At 58.1% G+C, this 17,807-nt stretch carries 18 protein-coding genes; 10 read left to right on the plus strand and 8 right to left on the minus strand.

Translation table 11 applies throughout. The annotated features are described in order from the left end of the window. Positions 1-141: 141 nt before the first annotated feature. Genes fepC through fepD form a run of 3 tightly spaced genes read right to left on the minus strand, consistent with a single transcriptional unit; the run spans position 142 to position 2,932 of the window. Positions 142-942, minus strand: a complete 801-nt coding sequence (fepC, locus tag IP581_RS06000; protein WP_193821986.1) for an iron-enterobactin ABC transporter ATP-binding protein — start codon at positions 940-942, stop codon at positions 142-144. Then, a complete protein-coding gene (gene fepG / locus IP581_RS06005; RefSeq protein WP_193821987.1) occupies positions 939-1,931 on the minus strand; it encodes an iron-enterobactin ABC transporter permease in 993 nt (330 codons plus the stop codon). Before fepG ends, fepC begins: the two co-directional genes overlap by 4 nt. Next, positions 1,928-2,932 (minus strand): Fe(3+)-siderophore ABC transporter permease, encoded by a 1,005-nt coding sequence (fepD, locus tag IP581_RS06010; protein WP_193821988.1) that lies wholly within the window; start codon positions 2,930-2,932, stop codon positions 1,928-1,930. Before fepD ends, fepG begins: the two co-directional genes overlap by 4 nt. A gap of 112 nt (positions 2,933-3,044) precedes the next feature. Between fepD and entS the strand changes: the two genes are divergently transcribed. Beyond that, on the plus strand, positions 3,045-4,286 hold the full coding sequence (gene entS / locus IP581_RS06015) for an enterobactin transporter EntS (RefSeq protein ID WP_097400543.1): 1,242 nt from the start codon (positions 3,045-3,047) through the stop codon (positions 4,284-4,286). Here entS and fepB read toward each other — a convergent pair whose 3' ends face one another. Next, a complete protein-coding gene (fepB, locus tag IP581_RS06020) occupies positions 4,287-5,213 on the minus strand; it encodes a Fe2+-enterobactin ABC transporter substrate-binding protein (protein ID WP_407659145.1) in 927 nt (308 codons plus the stop codon). A gap of 218 nt (positions 5,214-5,431) precedes the next feature. On the opposite strand from fepB, the gene entC reads away from it, so the two are divergent. From entC to IP581_RS06055, 7 genes are all read left to right on the plus strand, one after another. Next, a complete protein-coding gene (entC, locus tag IP581_RS06025) occupies positions 5,432-6,607 on the plus strand; it encodes an isochorismate synthase EntC (RefSeq protein WP_193821990.1) in 1,176 nt (391 codons plus the stop codon). A 9-nt stretch (positions 6,608-6,616) separates the two neighbouring features. Then, positions 6,617-8,227, plus strand: coding sequence for a (2,3-dihydroxybenzoyl)adenylate synthase EntE (gene entE, locus IP581_RS06030; RefSeq protein ID WP_193821991.1), 1,611 nt, complete (start codon positions 6,617-6,619; stop codon positions 8,225-8,227). Positions 8,228-8,237: 10 nt separating this feature from the next. Then, positions 8,238-9,089, plus strand: coding sequence for an isochorismatase (locus tag IP581_RS06035; protein ID WP_193821992.1), 852 nt, complete (start codon positions 8,238-8,240; stop codon positions 9,087-9,089). Next, positions 9,089-9,844, plus strand: coding sequence for a 2,3-dihydro-2,3-dihydroxybenzoate dehydrogenase EntA (gene entA, locus IP581_RS06040; RefSeq protein WP_193821993.1), 756 nt, complete (start codon positions 9,089-9,091; stop codon positions 9,842-9,844). Before IP581_RS06035 ends, entA begins: the two co-directional genes overlap by 1 nt. Beyond that, positions 9,845-10,258, plus strand: a complete 414-nt coding sequence (entH, locus tag IP581_RS06045) for a proofreading thioesterase EntH (RefSeq protein ID WP_193821994.1) — start codon at positions 9,845-9,847, stop codon at positions 10,256-10,258. It abuts the gene before it with no gap. Positions 10,259-10,426: 168 nt separating this feature from the next. Then, positions 10,427-12,532, plus strand: a complete 2,106-nt coding sequence (cstA, locus tag IP581_RS06050; RefSeq protein ID WP_193821995.1) for a pyruvate/proton symporter CstA — start codon at positions 10,427-10,429, stop codon at positions 12,530-12,532. Positions 12,533-12,552: 20 nt separating this feature from the next. Next, positions 12,553-12,750, plus strand: coding sequence for a YbdD/YjiX family protein (locus IP581_RS06055; RefSeq protein ID WP_017455812.1), 198 nt, complete (start codon positions 12,553-12,555; stop codon positions 12,748-12,750). A 53-nt stretch (positions 12,751-12,803) separates the two neighbouring features. Here IP581_RS06055 and IP581_RS06060 read toward each other — a convergent pair whose 3' ends face one another. Beyond that, entirely contained in the window at positions 12,804-13,547 is a 744-nt protein-coding gene (locus IP581_RS06060; protein WP_086871376.1) for an SDR family NAD(P)-dependent oxidoreductase, read from the minus strand. Positions 13,548-13,657: 110 nt separating this feature from the next. Between IP581_RS06060 and IP581_RS06065 the strand changes: the two genes are divergently transcribed. After that, positions 13,658-14,245 carry a TetR/AcrR family transcriptional regulator gene (locus tag IP581_RS06065; protein WP_086871380.1) on the plus strand — a complete coding sequence of 196 codons (588 nt, stop codon included), beginning with the start codon at positions 13,658-13,660 and terminating at the stop codon, positions 14,243-14,245. Between the two features lie 27 nt (positions 14,246-14,272). Here the strand turns inward: IP581_RS06065 and IP581_RS06070 are convergent, their stop codons facing one another. From IP581_RS06070 to IP581_RS06080, 3 genes are all read right to left on the minus strand, one after another. Beyond that, on the minus strand, positions 14,273-14,548 hold the full coding sequence (locus IP581_RS06070; RefSeq protein WP_086871382.1) for a type II toxin-antitoxin system RelE/ParE family toxin: 276 nt from the start codon (positions 14,546-14,548) through the stop codon (positions 14,273-14,275). Between the two features lie 9 nt (positions 14,549-14,557). Beyond that, complete coding sequence (locus tag IP581_RS06075; protein WP_086871384.1) at positions 14,558-14,830, minus strand: CopG family ribbon-helix-helix protein; 273 nt, start codon at positions 14,828-14,830, stop codon at positions 14,558-14,560. A gap of 104 nt (positions 14,831-14,934) precedes the next feature. After that, positions 14,935-16,965 (minus strand): choline transporter, encoded by a 2,031-nt coding sequence (locus tag IP581_RS06080; protein WP_193821996.1) that lies wholly within the window; start codon positions 16,963-16,965, stop codon positions 14,935-14,937. A 239-nt stretch (positions 16,966-17,204) separates the two neighbouring features. Here IP581_RS06080 and betI point away from each other — a divergent pair, with 239 nt between their 5' ends. Next, a complete protein-coding gene (gene betI / locus IP581_RS06085) occupies positions 17,205-17,801 on the plus strand; it encodes a transcriptional regulator BetI (RefSeq protein WP_044489591.1) in 597 nt (198 codons plus the stop codon). Positions 17,802-17,807 lie beyond the last annotated feature (6 nt).

The following is a 17,807-nucleotide window of genomic DNA, read 5'->3' on the forward strand; positions in this document are numbered from 1 at the left end:
ACGGTGTCTTTTCCAGAGATTAAATATTCCTCAATATAATTCTGTGAAATTGCGCTGTTATAGCGCTCCCTTCATCGACGAGCGACATCTAACTGGTGTTGGTTATTTTCCCCACTGCCCAGGGTAAATGAAAAGGGGCGATTACCGCCCGCTACGCCCGAGCGGCACCACCAGCGGGGTATGCGCGATGGGATCGTCAATGATCATGCAGCGCATGCCATACACCGCTTCAATCAGCTCTGCGGTGACAATCTCTTTTGGCGCGCCCTGGGCGACGATTTTGCCGTCGCGCAGGGCAATCAGATGCGTGGCGTAGCGGCACGCCTGGTTCAAATCGTGCAGCACCGCCGCCAGCGTGTAGCCCTGCTCGCGGTTCAGCTCACTCAACAGTTCCAGTAAGTCGATCTGGTAGCTGATATCCAGCCAGGTCGTTGGTTCATCAAGTAGCATGATCGCCGTCTCTTGCGCCAGCACCATCGCGATCCATGCCCGCTGACGCTGCCCGCCGGAGAGCGTATCGACACTCTGTGTGGCCAGGCTTTCCACCCCGGTTGCCCGCATCGCCCGCTGCACCGCGTCGTCATCCTCTTTACGCCAGCGGGTAAACAGCGGCTGGTGCGGATAACGCCCGCGCGCGACCAGTTCCTGCACGGTGATATCGCCGGGCGTGGTGGCGTTTTGTGCAAGCAACCCTATGCGGCGCGCCACCTCTTTGCTGGCATAGCGCTGGATCTGCTCGCCATCAAGATAAACATGACCTTGCGTTGGTGTCATCAGGCGGCTCAGTGTGCGCAGCAAGGTAGATTTACCGCAGCCGTTAGGGCCGATAATGGCGGTGAAATGGCCGTCGGGGATCGCCACGCTTAAGTGTTCGGCTACCACTTTTTTGCCGTAGCCAAGGGTGAGCGCTTCGCCGCGCAAACGGGCAGATAAATCGGTCATTTCTTGCGAGACTCCTGAATTAACAAGGCGATAAGGTAAATACCGCCCAGGCTGACGGTCACCACGCCGACCGGCAACTGATAAGGCGTAAAACTGTGCTGGGCAATCATATCCGCCAGCAGTAACAACACCGCACCGCACAGCGCGGACTGAGTTAACCCCCAGCGCGCGGTGGCGCTGATCCGGCGGGCAATATGCGGCGCGACCAGCGCGATAAACGAAATCGGCCCCGCCAGCGCTGTTGCGGCGGCGGTGAGTGCGACAGCCACCAGCATCAGCAGCATTCGTGAACGCTCAACGCTGACGCCAAGCGCGCAGGCGCTGTCATCGCCCATTTCCAGCAGCCGCATACGTCGCGCCAGCAGAGCGGCAAAAAGAAACATCACCAGCATGATCGGCGCGGAAGGCGTGGTTTTCACCCAGGTCAGCCCATTGAGCGACCCGGCGTTCCACAGCCCGGCGGAGAGCGCCGTTTCCAGCGAAGCATGCAGCAGCAGCCAGGTATTAAACGCCACCAGCATGGCGCGCACGCCAATACCGACGATGATCAAGCGGAACGTCTCAATGCCGTTGCGCCAGGCCAGCAGCCAGACCACCAGCGAGGTCAGCAGACCGCCGACCATCGCCGCCAGCGCGATCGCCGCCAGATGCTGACCAAACAGCACCATCGCCACCAGCACGCCGCTCCACGCGCCGGTGTTAAAGCCCATCACATCCGGGCTACCGAGCGGGTTACGCATTAGCGACTGGAAAATCGCGCCGCTGACGCCAAGCGCTGCGCCCACCAGCAGTGCCATCAGTACGCGCGGCAAGCGCCACTCCATCACAACAAGTTGCATGGCGCGTGGCGCGTCGCCGGTGAACGCGTCAAGCACCTGCGAAAACGCCAGCGTCACTGCACCGCTACGTAACCCCCACGCTGTCAATAACAACGCGGCGATAACCATAAATAAACAACTGCCGAGCAGGCGGCGGGAGGGCGCCATCATAAGCCGCCTCCGCGCGCGCGGCGCACCAGCACGATCAACACCGGCGCGCCAATAAAGGCGCTAACCACGGAAACCCGCAATTCGCCCGGCACCAGCAGGCGGCCAATGATATCGGCGAACAGTAGCAGGGCAGGGGTGGCAATCAGCGTGACCGGCAGCGACCAGCGGTGATCCGCGCCGACCAGCCAGCGTGCCATGTGCGGCATCATCAGACCGATAAAGGCAATTGGGCCGACGACCGCCGTCGCGCTGCCGCACAGCACCGTGATGATCACTAAACCGAGCAACTGCGTGCGTGCCACGCGGCTGCCCAGCGCCGTGGCGGTGTCGCTGCCGAGGCTCAGGCTGTTAAGCGCGCGGCTCAGCATTAGTGCAATGGTCGCTGCCAGCAGCACCGGGATCAGGACAATTTTTAGCGTTTGCAGGGTGCGGATATCCAGCGAACCGGCCTGCCAGAAGCGCAACTGATCGTAAACGTCGGCATTAAGCAACGAAATGCCACTGGATAACCCTTCCAGCACCGCTGCCAGCGCCACGCCCGCCAGCGTCAGGCGAACCGGGCTGAGCTGCCCGCCGCCCTGGCTGCCGGTAAAGGCGACCAGCAGCGACGCCGCCAGTGCGCCGCAAAAAGCGAGCAACAGTTGTTCGACGGGAGTGACTTTACCCAGCAGCGCCGCGCCGAGCACAATGGCGAAACTGGCACCAGCGTTAACGCCGAGTAAGCCGGGATCGGCGAGCGGATTTCGCGTGAGCGTTTGCATTAACGCACCGGCAATACCCAGTGCGCCGCCCGCCAGTAAACCTGCCAGCGTACGCGGCAGGCGGGCATCGTTGATGATGGTGCAGTCCGCGCTCTGGCAGACGCCAGTCAGGGCGTCGATGACGACCGCGGCGGGCAGGGGTTTTGCGCCAATAAACAGGCTGAGTGCAACGGCGACAACCAACAATATCAATAACCCGGCGAGGGCAACGGGGCGCGCCGGGAAAGCAGAACACGACATAAAACGTCCCAAATTTGATAATGATAGTAATTATCGTTATCGATCTTGTTTTGATATGTTACCATGCGCAGCCTGCGAATGGACATAGAAAGTGTGTATTTAAGGCATTGGAATGAAGCAACAATCCTGGCTGTTAAACCTGAGTCTGCTGCGTACGCATCCGGCGTTTCGCGCGGTATTTCTGGCGCGTTTTATCTCAATTCTCTCGCTGGGGTTATTGGGCGTGGCGGTGCCAGTGCAAATCCAGGCGATGACCCACTCCAGCTGGCAAGTTGGCCTTGCTGTCACGCTGACCGGTAGCGCCATGTTCGTCGGCCTGATGTTTGGCGGCGTTCTGGCGGATCGTTTCGAGCGCAAAAAGCTGATCCTGCTGGCTCGTTCCACCTGCGGCGTCGGTTTTATCGGCCTGTATCTGAATGCCTTATTGCCGACGCCTTCGCTGCTGGCAATTTATCTGCTCGGTTTGTGGGATGGTTTTTTCGGCGCGCTGGGTGTGACGGCGTTGCTGGCGGCGACCCCGGCGCTGGTCGGGCGTGAAAATCTGATGCACGCTGGCGCAATCACCATGCTGACGGTGCGGCTGGGTTCCGTTATTTCGCCCATGTGCGGCGGCTTGCTGCTGGCGACCGGCGGCGTGGCGTGGAACTACGGGCTGGCGGCGGCGGGCACGTTTATCACCCTGTTGCCGTTACTTAGCCTGCCTGCATTACCGCCACCACCCCAACCGCGCGAGCACCCGCTGAAATCGCTACTTACCGCCCTGAAATTTTTACTGCACAACCCTTTGATTGGCGGCATCGCGCTACTTGGCGGGCTATTAACGATGGCCAGCGCGGTGCGGGTGCTCTACCCGGCGCTGGCGATAAGCTGGAATATGTCGGCGGCAGAAATTGGTTTGCTGTATGCCGCGCTACCGCTTGGCGCGGCGATTGGGGCGTTAACCAGCGGCAGGCTGGCGCACAGCGAACGCCCCGGCGTGATTATGCTGCTGGCGTCCGTGGGCGCGTTTATCGCCATCGGTTTATTCAGCCTGATGCCCGTCTGGGCGCTGGGTGTGCTGTTCCTGGCGTTATGCGGCTGGCTGACGGCGGTGAGTTCGCTGCTGCAATACACGCTGCTGCAAACACAAACCCCGGAAGCGATGCTCGGGCGAATTAACGGTTTATGGACGGCGCAGAATGTCACGGGCGACGCCATCGGCGCGGCGCTGCTTGGCGCGATGGCATCAATGATGACGCCCACATCATCGGCGAGCATCAGCGGTTTTGTGCTGGCGATTGTTGGCGTGTTGCTGGTGGTGGTGCTCGGCGAGCTGCGGCGTTTTCGCCAGGCGCAGCCCGCCACAGAAGCCTGATTACCCAAACAGCGCCGACAAACGTTGTAACACGCGGGTGGCGCTGTAGTAATCAAGGCGGAAGGTTTCCGCGCCCAGTGCATACACACGGTGGTTTTGCACCGCTGGCAAGTGCGCCAGCAGCGGGTTCTGGCTAAGCGCGTCGGCGTCTTTCTGGTCGCTGGCAAAAAGAAACAACGCTTCGCCATTCAGCCCAGCGGCCAAGTTTTCACCGCCTAACTGGACGATGTCATGACGTTTCCCCTGACTCTGGCTGGTGTGCAGGTTCGTTGGTAACGGCGCGAGGGCAAAGCCCAGTTGCTGCAGCAATTTGCCCTGAGCGGACTCTGCGGTCCACAGATTAGCGGCGTGCGCCGCCGGGGTATAAACCAGCGCGGTGACCGGCTGCAGCGGCAGTTTCATGCGTGTTTTAACGTCAGCAAGCTGTTGATTGAACTGGCTGATACGTGCTGCCGCCTCTTTTTCGTGACCGGTGATTTCGCCAAGCTGCGTTAACAGCGCCTGCCAGCTTTTGTCGTCGTAGTTGATAACCAGCGTCGGGGCGATGGTCGAGAGCTGATCATACAGCGGCAACGCGGAGTCGCCGCCGGTGGCGCTGATCAAAATTAAATCCGGCATCTGCGCGGCAACGGCTTCCGCGTTGGCTTCACCAATGTAGAGACGGGCAACATTGCGCTGTCTGGCGATGTCGCCCCACTGGCGCAAAAAGCCCTGTTCGTCGGCGAAACGGTTATTGGGCGTGGTGGCTCCACTGGCGATAACCGGCGCGTCAATCGCCAGTAGCGAACCGGTGAGCGTCACGCTGGTGGAAACAATGCGCAGCGGCTTGCTGCTAAGCGTGTGGGTGCCGTGGCTGTCCGTTACCTGGCGCGGCCAGTCGGCGGCGGTGGCTGAGGTTAGTCCTAAAACAAAAATGCTCAAAAACACTAAGGGCTTACGGCTCCATAAAGAGAATCTCACACGCGTATCCTGTTTTTGTTGAGGTTAATGCTTCTCATTTTCATCGTTGAATGAAGCAGATGCAAGCATTAGCGCTGCTGTCGAAGAATCTGCTGTTGACAGAGCAGGGCATAACTTTTTATCTTACTGCAACAAAACACAAATGATAATCATTCTTAGTTCATTTATCATTGTTGGAGGATGATATGGATACGTCCCTGGCTGAGGAAACCCGGCAGTCTGCGAAGACGCTGGCCGCGGATCAGTTTTTCTTTATGTCGCCGTACCGCAGTTTCACCACCTCCGGGTGCGTGGCGCGTTTCTGCGAGCCAGCCGCAGGCGGCGATGCGCCGCAGAGCGCTTTCCAGCAAAAGCTGGCGCAAGCCTTTGCCGATGCGAAAGCGCAGGGCATTGCCCGCCCGGTGATGGTAGGGGCGATCCCGTTCGATACCACGCAGCCGTCCGCACTGTTTATCCCGCAATCCTGGCAAACCTTCTCCCGCCCGGAGAAACAACGATCCGCGCGTTATTTCAACAGCGGCGCGATGCCGAATGTCATGGCGCAGCAGGAAATCCCCGCTCAGGACGCCTTTATGCAAATGGTGGCGAACGCCGCCGCCCGCACCGCCACGCCGGAAGTCGACAAAGTGGTGCTCTCACGTCTGATTGAGATCACTACCGACAGCCGCATCGACAGCGGCGTGCTGCTGGAGCGGCTGATTGCCCAGAACCCGGCCAGTTTCAACTTCCACGTTCCGCTGCCCGATGGCGGCGTACTGCTGGGCGCGAGCCCGGAATTGCTGCTGCGAAAGGAGCAGGAGCACTTCAGTTCACTGCCGCTCGCCGGATCGGCGCGTCGTCAGCCGGACGACATTCTCGATCGTGAAGCGGGCAACAAACTGCTGGCCTCGGAAAAAGACCGCCATGAACACGAACTGGTGACCCAGGCGATGAAAAACGTGCTGCAACCGCGCAGTAAAACCCTGACGCTGCCGGATTCACCGCAACTGGTCACGACACCAACGTTATGGCACCTGGCCACGCCGATTGAAGGCACCGCATTAGCAGAGGAAAACGCGCTGACGCTGGCTTGTCTACTGCATCCGACACCTGCGCTGAGCGGCTTCCCGCACCAGGTGGCGAAACAGGTGATTGCCGAGCTGGAGCCGTTCAACCGCGAGCTGTTTGGCGGCATTGTCGGCTGGTGCGACGCCGAAGGTAACGGTGAGTGGGTGGTTACCATCCGCTGCGCGCGTCTTCACGATAAAAGCGTACGTCTGTTTGCCGGTGCCGGAATTGTTCCGGCCTCGTCGCCGCTTTCGGAGTGGCGCGAAACCGGCGTCAAGCTGAGCACCATGCTGAACGCATTCGGTTTGCATTGAGGATTAACCATGACCATTGCTTTTACCCGCTGGCCGCACGAATTCGCCCAACGTTACCGTGAAATGGGTTACTGGCAGGATTTTCCGCTGACCGATATTTTAACCCGCCACGCGCACAGTGACGCCACGGCGGTGATTGACGGTGAACGGCGCTACAGCTACCGCCAGCTCAACGAGGCTTCAGACAATCTGGCCTCAGCGCTTCAGGCGCAGGGCATCACGCGCGGGGAAACCGCGCTGGTGCAGTTGGGCAATGTCAGCGAGTTCTACATCACCTTCTTTGCGCTGCTGAAAATCGGCGTCGCGCCAGTGAATGCGCTGTTCAGCCATCAGCGCAGCGAATTGAACGCCTATGCCGCGCAAATCGCTCCGGCGCTGCTGATTGCCGATCGCGCCCACACGCTGTTCGAGAATGACCATTTCCTCACCGCGTTTACCGCGCAGCACCCGTCGGTGCGCGCAGTGCTGCTGCGTGGCGACAATGGTGAGCAGGCACTGGAAAACGTCATTGCCCGCCCGGCAGATAACTTTATCGCCACGCCAACGCCTGCCGATGAAGTGGCGTTTTTCCAGCTTTCCGGCGGCAGCACCGGCACGCCGAAGCTCATTCCGCGCACGCACAATGATTACTACTACAGCATTGTGCGCAGTAACGAAATCTGCGGATTTAACGTGCAAACCCGTTATCTCTGCGCACTGCCGGCGGCGCACAACTATCCGCTGAGTTCACCCGGCGCGCTGGGTGTTTTCCATGCCGGAGGCTGCGTGGTGCTGGCGGCCGATCCGAGCGCTACGCTCTGCTTCCCGCTGATTGAAAAACACCAGATTAACGTCACCGCGCTGGTGCCGCCGGCGGTGAGCCTGTGGTTACAGGCGATTGCCGAGTGGGGCAGCAATGCGCCACTCGCCTCGCTGCGGCTGTTACAGGTGGGCGGCGCGCGGTTATCGGCAACGCTTGCAGCACGCATTCCGGCGGAGATCGGCTGCCAGTTGCAGCAGGTGTTCGGCATGGCGGAAGGGCTGGTGAACTACACCCGACTGGATGATCCCTTCGAACGCATTATCAATACGCAAGGCCGCCCGATGTGCCCGGATGATGAAGTGTGGGTGGCGGATGAAAACGGCAATCTGCTGCCGCCAGGCCACGTTGGCCGCCTGATGACGCGTGGCCCGTATACCTTTCGCGGCTACTTTAACAGCCCCGAACACAATGCCAGCGCCTTTGATGACAACGGTTTTTACTGCTCCGGCGATCTGATTTCGATCGACGAACAGGGGTACATCACCGTACAGGGGCGCGAAAAAGATCAGATCAATCGCGGCGGCGAAAAAATTGCTGCCGAGGAGATCGAAAACCTGCTGCTGCGCCATGAGTCGGTGATCCACGCCGCGCTGGTCAGCATGGAAGACAGCCTGCTGGGTGAAAAAAGCTGCGCGTATCTGGTGGTGAAAACGCCGCTGCGCGCGGTGGCAGTCCGCCGCTTCCTGCGCGAGCAGGGCGTTGCCGAGTTCAAGCTGCCGGATCGCGTGGAGTGCGTGGACGCGCTGCCATTAACGCCGGTAGGCAAGGTTGATAAAAAACAGTTACGCCAGTGGTTAGCGCAGCGCGCCACCGCGTAAAGGAGAGAAGATGGCGATTCCAAAATTACAGGGCTACGCGCTGCCAGGCGCGGCCGATATTCCGCAAAACAAAGTGAGCTGGCCATTCGAGCCGGAACGTGCGGCGCTGCTGATCCACGATATGCAGGACTACTTTGTTAACTTCTGGGGCGAAAATTGCCCGATGATGCAGCAAGTGGTGGCGAACATCGCTAGATTGCGCGATTTCTGTAAGCAAAACCATATCCCGGTTTACTACACCGCGCAGCCGAAAGAGCAGAACGATGAAGACCGCGCGTTGCTCAACGATATGTGGGGGCCGGGCTTAACCCGCTCGCCGGAGCAGCAGAAAATTGTCGCTGCGCTGATCCCCGACGAAGCCGACACCGTGCTGGTGAAGTGGCGCTACAGCGCGTTTCACCGCTCGCCGCTGGAGCAGATGCTCAAAGAGACGGGGCGTAACCAGTTGTTGATCACCGGCGTTTATTCGCACATTGGCTGTATGACCACTGCGACTGACGCGTTTATGCGCGATATCAAACCGTTTATGGTTGCCGACGCGCTGGCGGATTTCAGCCGCGAAGAGCATCTGATGTCGCTGAACTATGTCGCCGGGCGTTCCGGTCGCGTGGTGATGACGCACGATCTGCTGCCCGCACCGGCAAACAAAGCGGCGTTACGCGCGCTGATCCTGCCGCTGCTGGATGAATCCGACGAACCGCAGGACGATGAAAACCTGATTGATTACGGTCTCGATTCCGTGCGCATGATGGCGCTCGCCGCGCGCTGGCGCAAAGTCCACAGCGATATCGATTTTGTCATGCTGGCGAAGAACCCGACCATTGACGCCTGGTGGGCGCTGCTTGCGCGCGAGGTGAAATAATGGCCGGTCTGGATTTTACCGGCAAAATTGTCTGGGTGACCGGTGCCGGTAAAGGCATCGGTTACGCCACCGCGCAGGCCTTTGTCGAGGCGGGCGCACAGGTGACTGGTTTTGATCTGGCCTTTGGCGGCACGGATTACCCCTTCTCCTGTGAAGTGGTGGACGTTGCCGATGCCGGGCAAGTACAGGCGGTATGCCAGCGCCTGCTGGCTCAGAGCGCGCGGCTGGATGTGCTGGTGAACGCCGCCGGGGTTTTACATATGGGCGCCACCGATGAGCTGACACCAGAAGCCTGGCAAACCACTTTTGCCGTTAACGTTGGCGGCGCGTTTAACCTGTTTCAGCAGACGATGGCGCAATTTCGCCGTCAGCAGAGCGGGGCGATAGTCACCGTCGCATCCGATGCGGCGCACACACCGCGTATCGGCATGAGCGCCTATGGTGCATCGAAAGCGGCGCTGAAAAGCCTGGCGCTCACCGTCGGTCTTGAGCTGGCGGCAAGCCATGTACGTTGCAATGTGGTTTCACCGGGTTCGACTGACACCGATATGCAGCGCACGCTGTGGGTGAGCGATGACGCCGAACAGCAGCGGATTCGCGGTTTTGGCGAGCAGTTTAAGCTCGGCATTCCACTGGGGAAAATCGCCCGCCCGCAGGAGGTGGCGAACACCATTTTGTTCCTCGCGTCCGATCTGGCAAGCCATATCACTTTGCAGGACATCGTGGTGGATGGCGGCTCAACGCTGGGGGCGTAGATGATCTGGAAACGTCATTTAACGCTTGCAGAACTGAATGCGACCAGCGAAAACACGCTGGTGGCGCATCTGGCTATGGTTTATACCCGCATCGGTGATGATTTCCTTGAAGCGGAAATGCCGGTAGACGGCCGCACGCATCAACCGTTTGGCCTGCTGCATGGCGGTGCTTCGGCGGCGCTGGCGGAAACGCTGGGATCGATGGCGGGCTATCTGATGACCCGCGACGGCCAGTGTGTGGTGGGCACGGAATTAAACGCCACCCATCACCGCCCGGTTTCACAGGGGAAAGTGCGCGGCGTTTGCCAGCCGCTGCACCTTGGCCGGCAAAACCAAAGCTGGGAAATCGTGGTGTTTGACGAACAAGGCCGACGCTGCTGCACCTGTCGCCTCAGCACGGCGGTGCTGGGGTAGTTTCGTCCTCTCCTTGACGGGAGAGGGCGCATTCTTGCGATCCCGTTAACACAATCAGGTAAATGCCTGGTGGCAGGGCAAATTTCCCATGTTTCAAAGTTGTTAAAACCCGTGAGTTGATATAGATACAAAATGTAACATCTCTCTGTCTCTCAACGGATACCCGCTATGAACAACTCAGGGAAATACCTTATTTGGGGCGTGCTGTCGCTGGTTGGCGCATTTGCCCTCGGCTATATCGCGCTTAATCGCGGTGAACAGATCAACGCACTGTGGATAGTGGTGGCCGCGGTCTGTATCTACCTTATCGCTTACCGTTTTTACGGCCTCTACATCGCCAAAAATGTGCTGCAGGTTGACCCGACGCGCATGACTCCGGCGGTGCGTTACAACGATGGTCTTGATTACGTGCCGACAGACAAAAAAGTGCTGTTCGGTCACCATTTTGCGGCGATTGCCGGGGCAGGTCCGCTGGTGGGGCCGGTGCTGGCGGCGCAAATGGGCTATTTACCGGGCATGATCTGGATCCTCGCCGGCGTCGTGCTGGCCGGTGCGGTGCAGGATTTCATGGTGCTGTTTATCTCCACCCGTCGCGACGGGCGTTCGCTCGGCGAGATGGTGAAAGCGGAGATGGGGCCGACCGTCGGCGTGATTGCGCTGGTGGCGACCTTTATGATCATGGTGATTATCCTTGCGGTGCTGGCGATGATTGTTGTCAAAGCGCTGACCCACAGCCCGTGGGGAACCTACACCGTCGCCTTTACCATTCCGCTGGCCATTTTTATGGGCATCTACATCCGCTATCTGCGCCCTGGGCGCATTGGCGAAGTGTCGGTGATTGGCCTGGTGCTGCTGGTATTCGCCATTATTTCTGGCGGCTGGGTGGCGGCGAATCCGGCGATAGCGCCGTATTTTGATTACACCGGTGTTCAGTTGACGTGGATGCTGGTGGGCTACGGTTTTATCGCTTCGGTGCTGCCGGTATGGCTGCTGCTGGCCCCGCGTGATTATCTGTCAACGTTCCTGAAAATCGGCACCATTATTGGCCTTGCGATTGGCATTCTGATCATGCGCCCGACGCTGACCATGCCTGCGCTGACCAAATTTGTCGACGGCACCGGCCCGGTGTGGACCGGTAACCTGTTCCCGTTCCTGTTTATTACCATCGCCTGTGGCGCGGTGTCTGGCTTCCATGCGCTGATTTCCTCCGGCACCACGCCGAAGATGCTCGCCAGTGAAGGGCAGGCTTGTTTTATCGGTTACGGCGGCATGTTGATGGAGTCGTTTGTGGCGATCATGGCGCTGGTGTCGGCGTGCATTATTGATCCGGGCGTCTACTTCGCCATGAACAGCCCGATGGCGGTATTAGCGCCAGCCGGAACCGCCGATGTGGTGGCCTCGGCGGCACAGGTGGTGAGCGGCTGGGGCTTTAGTATTACCCCGGATGCGCTCCGGCAGATTGCCAGCGAAGTGGGCGAGCAGTCGATCATTTCACGCGCGGGCGGCGCGCCAACGCTGGCGGTGGGCATGGCCTACATTCTGCACGGTGCGCTCGGCGGCCTGATGGATGTCTCGTTCTGGTATCACTTCGCCATTCTGTTTGAGGCGCTGTTTATTCTGACGGCGGTCGATGCGGGAACGCGCGCGGCGCGCTTTATGCTGCAGGATTTACTCGGCGTGATTTCGCCGAATCTCAAACGCACGGAATCACTTCCCGCTAACCTGCTGGCAACCGGCTTGTGCGTGCTGGCGTGGGGCTATTTCCTGCACCAGGGCGTCGTTGATCCGCTCGGCGGTATTAACACCCTGTGGCCGCTGTTTGGTATTGCCAACCAGATGCTGGCGGGCATGGCGCTGATGCTATGTGCGGTGGTGCTGTTCAAGATGAAACGCCAGCGTTATGCATGGGTGGCGCTGCTGCCGACAGCCTGGCTGCTGGTTTGTACGCTTACCGCTGGCTGGCAAAAAGCCTTTAGCCCGGATGCGAAAGTGGGCTTCCTGGCGATTGCCAATAAGTTCCAGGCGATGATCGACAGTGGTAACATTCCGGCGCAGTATACCCAGTCGCAACTGGCGCAACTGGTGTTTAACAACCGCCTGGATGCTGGTTTAACCATCTTCTTTATGGTTGTGGTGGTGGTGCTGGCGTTCTATTCGCTGAAAACCGCGCTGGCGGCGCTGAAAGAGGACCAGCCGACAGCGAACGAGACGCCGTATCAGGAAATGACGGGCGATGTTGAGCAGATTGTCGGCCAGGCAAAAGGCGTGCATTAATCGCGTAACGCGGAGGTTTTATGTTCGATACGCTTTCAAAAGCCGGGAAGTATTTAGGCCAGGCGGCGAAAATGATGATTGGCGTTCCGGATTACGACAACTATGTCGAGCATATGCGCGTGACGCACCCGGAGCAGACGCCGATGACCTATGAGGAGTTTTTCCGCGAACGCCAGGATGCGCGTTACGGCGGGAAAGGTGGCGCACGCTGCTGTTAACCTCACTTACGAAAAAAGCGGCGCACCAGCGCCGCTTTTCTTTTACGTCGGGATCAGGCGTTTGTCCCGCCATCAACCACAATATCCGCACCGGTAATCTGCTTCGCCGCCGGGCTTGCGAGGAAAGCGACCGCTTCGGCAATATCCTGCGCTTCGCCGTAATGCCCCAGCGCAATCATACGGCGCTGCTCCTCCGCGCCTTCGCCGTCGGCCGGGTTCATGTCGCTGTCCGTTGAACCGGGTTTCACCATATTGACGGTAATGCCGCGTGAGCCCAGATCCCGCGCCAGCCCGCGAGTTAGCGAGTTCAGCGCCGATTTGGTCATCGAATAAATGGCGATATCTTTAAATGGCACGCGATCGGAGAGGCAACTGCCGATATTGATAATGCGCCCGCCGTCCGGCAGGTGCGGAATTGCTGCCTGGGTGGCGTAGACCACGCCGCGAATATTGACGTTGATCATCGCGTCAATATCTTCCTGCGCCATGGCTTCTAACTGCCCGGCGCGCGCGATGCCGGCGTTATTGACCAGAATATCCAGCCCGCCGAGTTGCTGTACGGTTTGATCAACAGCGGCGCGGGCTGCTTGTGGCTCGGCGCTGTTGGCCTGGATCGCCACGGCGTTACGCCCCAGCGCACGGATCTCTTCTACTACAGCGTGTGCTTTATCGGCGGATTTTTCCCAGGTGATGGCGACGTCCGCCCCTTCCCGCGCCAATGTTAAGGCGATGGCTTTGCCGAGACCACGGCTCGCACCAGTGACCAGCGCGCGTTTTCCTGCAAGTGAATGTGACATGGTGTCTCCTGAATTATGTGTCGATTGATACATAATTAAAATAAACAGGCTTCCATACATTCGTCAATCTTATTAATATACCGATCAGCACAAAATGCGAGGAGGCGAAAGTGAGCCGGGGAAGACCACGGGAATTTGACCGTACCGAGGCGTTGAATAAAGCGATGAAACTCTTCTGGCAGAAGGGGTACACCGCAACATCCATGAACGATCTCTACGAGGCGATGGGCATCAAATCGCCGAGCCTGTATGCGGCGTTCGGCAGTAAAGAAGATCTCTACGATGAGGTGTTACAGCACTACGAACAGTGCGTTGCGCCGCTTATCTGGGGCGATATGGCAAACGAGCCATCGCCGAAAAAGGCCATTGCGCAGTGGCTGGCGCGTTCAGCGGAGATTTTAACGCGTTGCGATTTGCCGCACGGCTGCATGGTGACGCTTTCCGCTGTCGCCAGCGAAGGCAATGAGCGTCTCGGCGAGCGGGTGCGGCAGTTGCGTGACGGCGGGATTGCGCAGTTAAAAGCGCGCCTGAGCGAAGCACAAGAACGCGGTGAGTTGCCTGCGGCGACCGATATCGACGCGCTGACCCGGTTGTATGTCAGCATTCAGCAGGGGATGTCGATTCAGGCGCGCGACGGCGCAAGCCGGGAAACACTGCTCGGCATCGCGCGGATGGCAATGGGGTTGTGGCCTGCATAATCCCGAAAAGGGTCTCCTGGGATGGGCTTATCGATCTTCTTTGGTGTGCCAGACACGCAAAATAATGATGCGGGTGTCGGTCAGCTCGTAAATCATCTCGTAGCTACCGACAAATAACGAGCGGACGTCGCGCGGCGAGAATGCGTCATCCGCCGGGCCTATTTGCGGATGCAGTAACAGCATTTCTGGCGCATCGGCAAGCATCGCGACGACCTTTCGCGCCGCTTCGGGATTTTTCAGAAATAAAAACCGGGATAATCTTTCGATATCCTGTAATGCAAGCAGCGTCCATTCTAATTGCATGAAAAATACCTATTTTCGGGGCGTTGGTAATGGAAGTGGATTAGCCGTCCCCAGGCTTTTAAGCCAATTTGTGGCTTCTGCATTACTGAGCGTTTCACCACGCTCTACAGCCTCCAGCCCTTGCTGGATCATCGATTGTCGCAACTCCGCGCGCTCGACATATTCTGCCAGCGCACGCTTGATTATCCAGCCGCGCGAGCGCTCGCTACTTTCTGCGAGTAAATCAACTTTCTGCGCGAGTTCAATTGGGACGTGCGCAGTTAGCACTTTGGTCTCAGGCATGTCGTCACCTTAAGCAATGTGATTTTTTAAAAATCGTAGCGATTAGATTGGCGAATTTCAATTCTTTTGCGAGAAAAAACAGGCCACCGACGTGGCCCGTTTGTTCATGGTTGTGGAAAGACGATGTTATTACCCGGCGCTTCGCGATGCAGATGGATAAAGTTCAGGTGGCGCTCATACTGATCCAGTATGTCGATAATCACCTGTTCTTTGTTGTAATCCATCAAATCATTGCCCTGGCTGCCCTCCAGCAGGAAGGTTTCCAGGCGGAAGTAGTGCGATTTCCCGCTGCGTGCGCGGTAGGTAAAACCGGGTACCGAGTATTGCTGCGGCCATACCTGATAGACAAAATCTTGCTCCTCGCCGAGATGGACGCGCAGATCGAGGTGGCCCAGCGGCTGGCCTTCCTCCGGCGCGACATTTTCAAGCGATACGCGTCCACCGCGCAGTTCCAGCTCTTTTGCCACATCCTGCATCGCCGGGTAAATCACCGTTTCCATCATCTGTCGGGTGTAATGCGTACCCGGATAATTCATTAGCCGCGAGAGACGTTTTTTCCAGCTCAGACGGTCGTTGCTCGCCGGAATATATGGCGCGGTTTCGCGGCTGGCGCTGGCGCGGCGGTGATCTTCCACCTTCAGGGATTTATACAGCCCGGCCATAATAAAGAAGATCACAAAACTGAACGGCAAGCCCATGATAACCGTAGTGTTTTGCAGGGCGGAAATGCCGTTGGTCATCAGCATACCCATAGTCAGCACACCGATGGCGACCGACCAGAAAATCCGCAGCCAGTTTGGCGCGTCGCTATTGATATCTTTCAGCTTCGAGGTGAAGTTACCCAGTACCAGCGAGCCAGAATCCGCCGAGGTGACATAAAACAGCAGGCCGGTAATGGTGGCGACAGAAGCGCTGAGTTTAAACGCCGGGTACTGCGCCAGCAGGCTGTAGAAACCGCGTTCAGCGTGGGAGATAACTTCCTGGGCGAACCCCGCATCACCGTGAATAATTTCATACAGCGCGGCATTACCAAACACCGACAGCCACAGCAGGGTGAAGGTAAACGGAATGATCAGCGTGCCGAGCACGAACTCACGAATGGTGCGCCCGCGAGAAATCCGCGCGAGGAACAGCCCGACAAACGGCGACCACGCCACCCACCAGGCCCAGAAAAAGAGGGTCCAGCTGTTCATCCACTGCGTCGGGCGATCAAACGCGAAGGTGTTCAGCGTCATGCCCATAAAGCGGTTGATGTAGTCACCAACGTTGAGCACCAGCGCGTTGAGCAGGAAATCGGTCTTACCCATAAACAGCACGAACAGAATCAGCCCGAGCGCCAGCGCCACGTTCAATTCCGAAAGAATGCGGATACCTTTATCGACACCAGAAGTGACCGAAATGGTGGCGATCACCACCGACAGCACAATCAGCGCCATCTGCGCGGTTAGCCCTTCTGGTACGTCGAACAGCACTTTTAAGCCGTAATTAAGCTGCACCACGCCAATGCCAAGTGTGGTGGCGATACCAAAAATAGTGCCGATCACCGCGGCAATGTCCACCGTGTGACCAATCGGGCCGTTAATGCGTTTGCCGAAAATAGGATAGAGCGCCGAACGAATCGTGAGCGGCAAATTATAGCGGTAGCTAAAGTAGCCCAGCGCAATGCCCATCAGCGCATACATCGACCAGCCGGTTAACCCGTAGTGGAACAGCGTCCACACCATCGCCTGGCGTGCGGCTTCTATCGTCTGGCCTGCGCCTTCCGGCGGCTGCATATATTGCGTGACCGGCTCCGCGACGGAGAAGAACATCAGGTCGATACCAATCCCGGCGGCAAACAGCATCGCTGACCAGCTTAATAAGCTGAACTCCGGCTTGGACTGTTCCGGCCCGAGCTTGATAGCCCCGTAACGCGAACAGGCCATATAAATCACAAACACGATATAGAGCGTGGCGGCCAGCATGTAATACCAGCCAAAGGTGGATGACACCCAGTTTACGGTGGTCTGGATCCAGGCCGCGGCTAAATCGCTGTACAAAATGGTGACCAGTGAAAATGTCAGAATCAGTCCGGCAGAGGTGTAAAACACCACGGGATTGATTCTGTCTTTTTCACTGGCAGGTGGATTAATCATCGGTTACCTCTGGTTAATTTCCTGTAATTTTTCAAAGAATTAAATTCAAAATATCGGTTGTTTTCTCGTGCTTGTTCCTCGCGTTTCTCGCGGTTTGCTTCGCCCTGTTCAGCTTATACATTCCCGCTTCGTTTACTTAACAATTGAAGCACAACATCCTAACAAAATCTTTTTTTATATTGAACGTGCAATCAAAAAAAGATTAAATAAGGCCCTTACATTGTGGTGGAGATGGAGCCATGCCAAAGGTGGGAATGCAGCCGATACGCCGTCGGCAGCTGATTGATGCGACCCTGAGTACCATTAACGAAGTAGGAATTAACGACGCCACGATTGCGCAGATTGCGCGCCGCGCTGGCGTATCGACCGGCATCATCAGCCACTACTTCAGGGACAAAAATGGTCTGCTGGAAGCGACCATGCGTGACATCACCCGCCAGTTGCGCGACGCCGTGGCACAGCGGTTAAAACCGCTCGCGCAGGCCAGTACCGAAACGCGTTTGCTGGCGATTGTCGAAGGCAATTTTGATGACAGCCAGGTACACAGCGCGGCGATGAAAGCCTGGCTCGATTTCTGGGCCAGCAGCATGCATCAGCCGCAGCTTGGCCGCCTGGAGCGCGTGAGCAGCCGACGCCTGTTTTCGACACTGGCGGCGGAGTTTCGCCGCGATCTGCCGCGCGAACAGGCACGGCTGGCGGCGCATGGCCTTGCCTCGCTGATCGATGGCCTCTGGCTTCGCGCGGCGCTGAGCGGCAAGCCGTTTAATCTGGACATTGCCAGAACGCTCACCACCCAATTCATTCGCCAGCAACTGGCTGGCGCGACGAATCACTGAGAAGGA

Origin of the sequence: Kosakonia pseudosacchari, assembly GCF_015167415.1 — a bacterium.
In the GTDB taxonomy this organism is placed as follows: Bacteria; Pseudomonadota; Gammaproteobacteria; order Enterobacterales; family Enterobacteriaceae; genus Kosakonia; species Kosakonia pseudosacchari.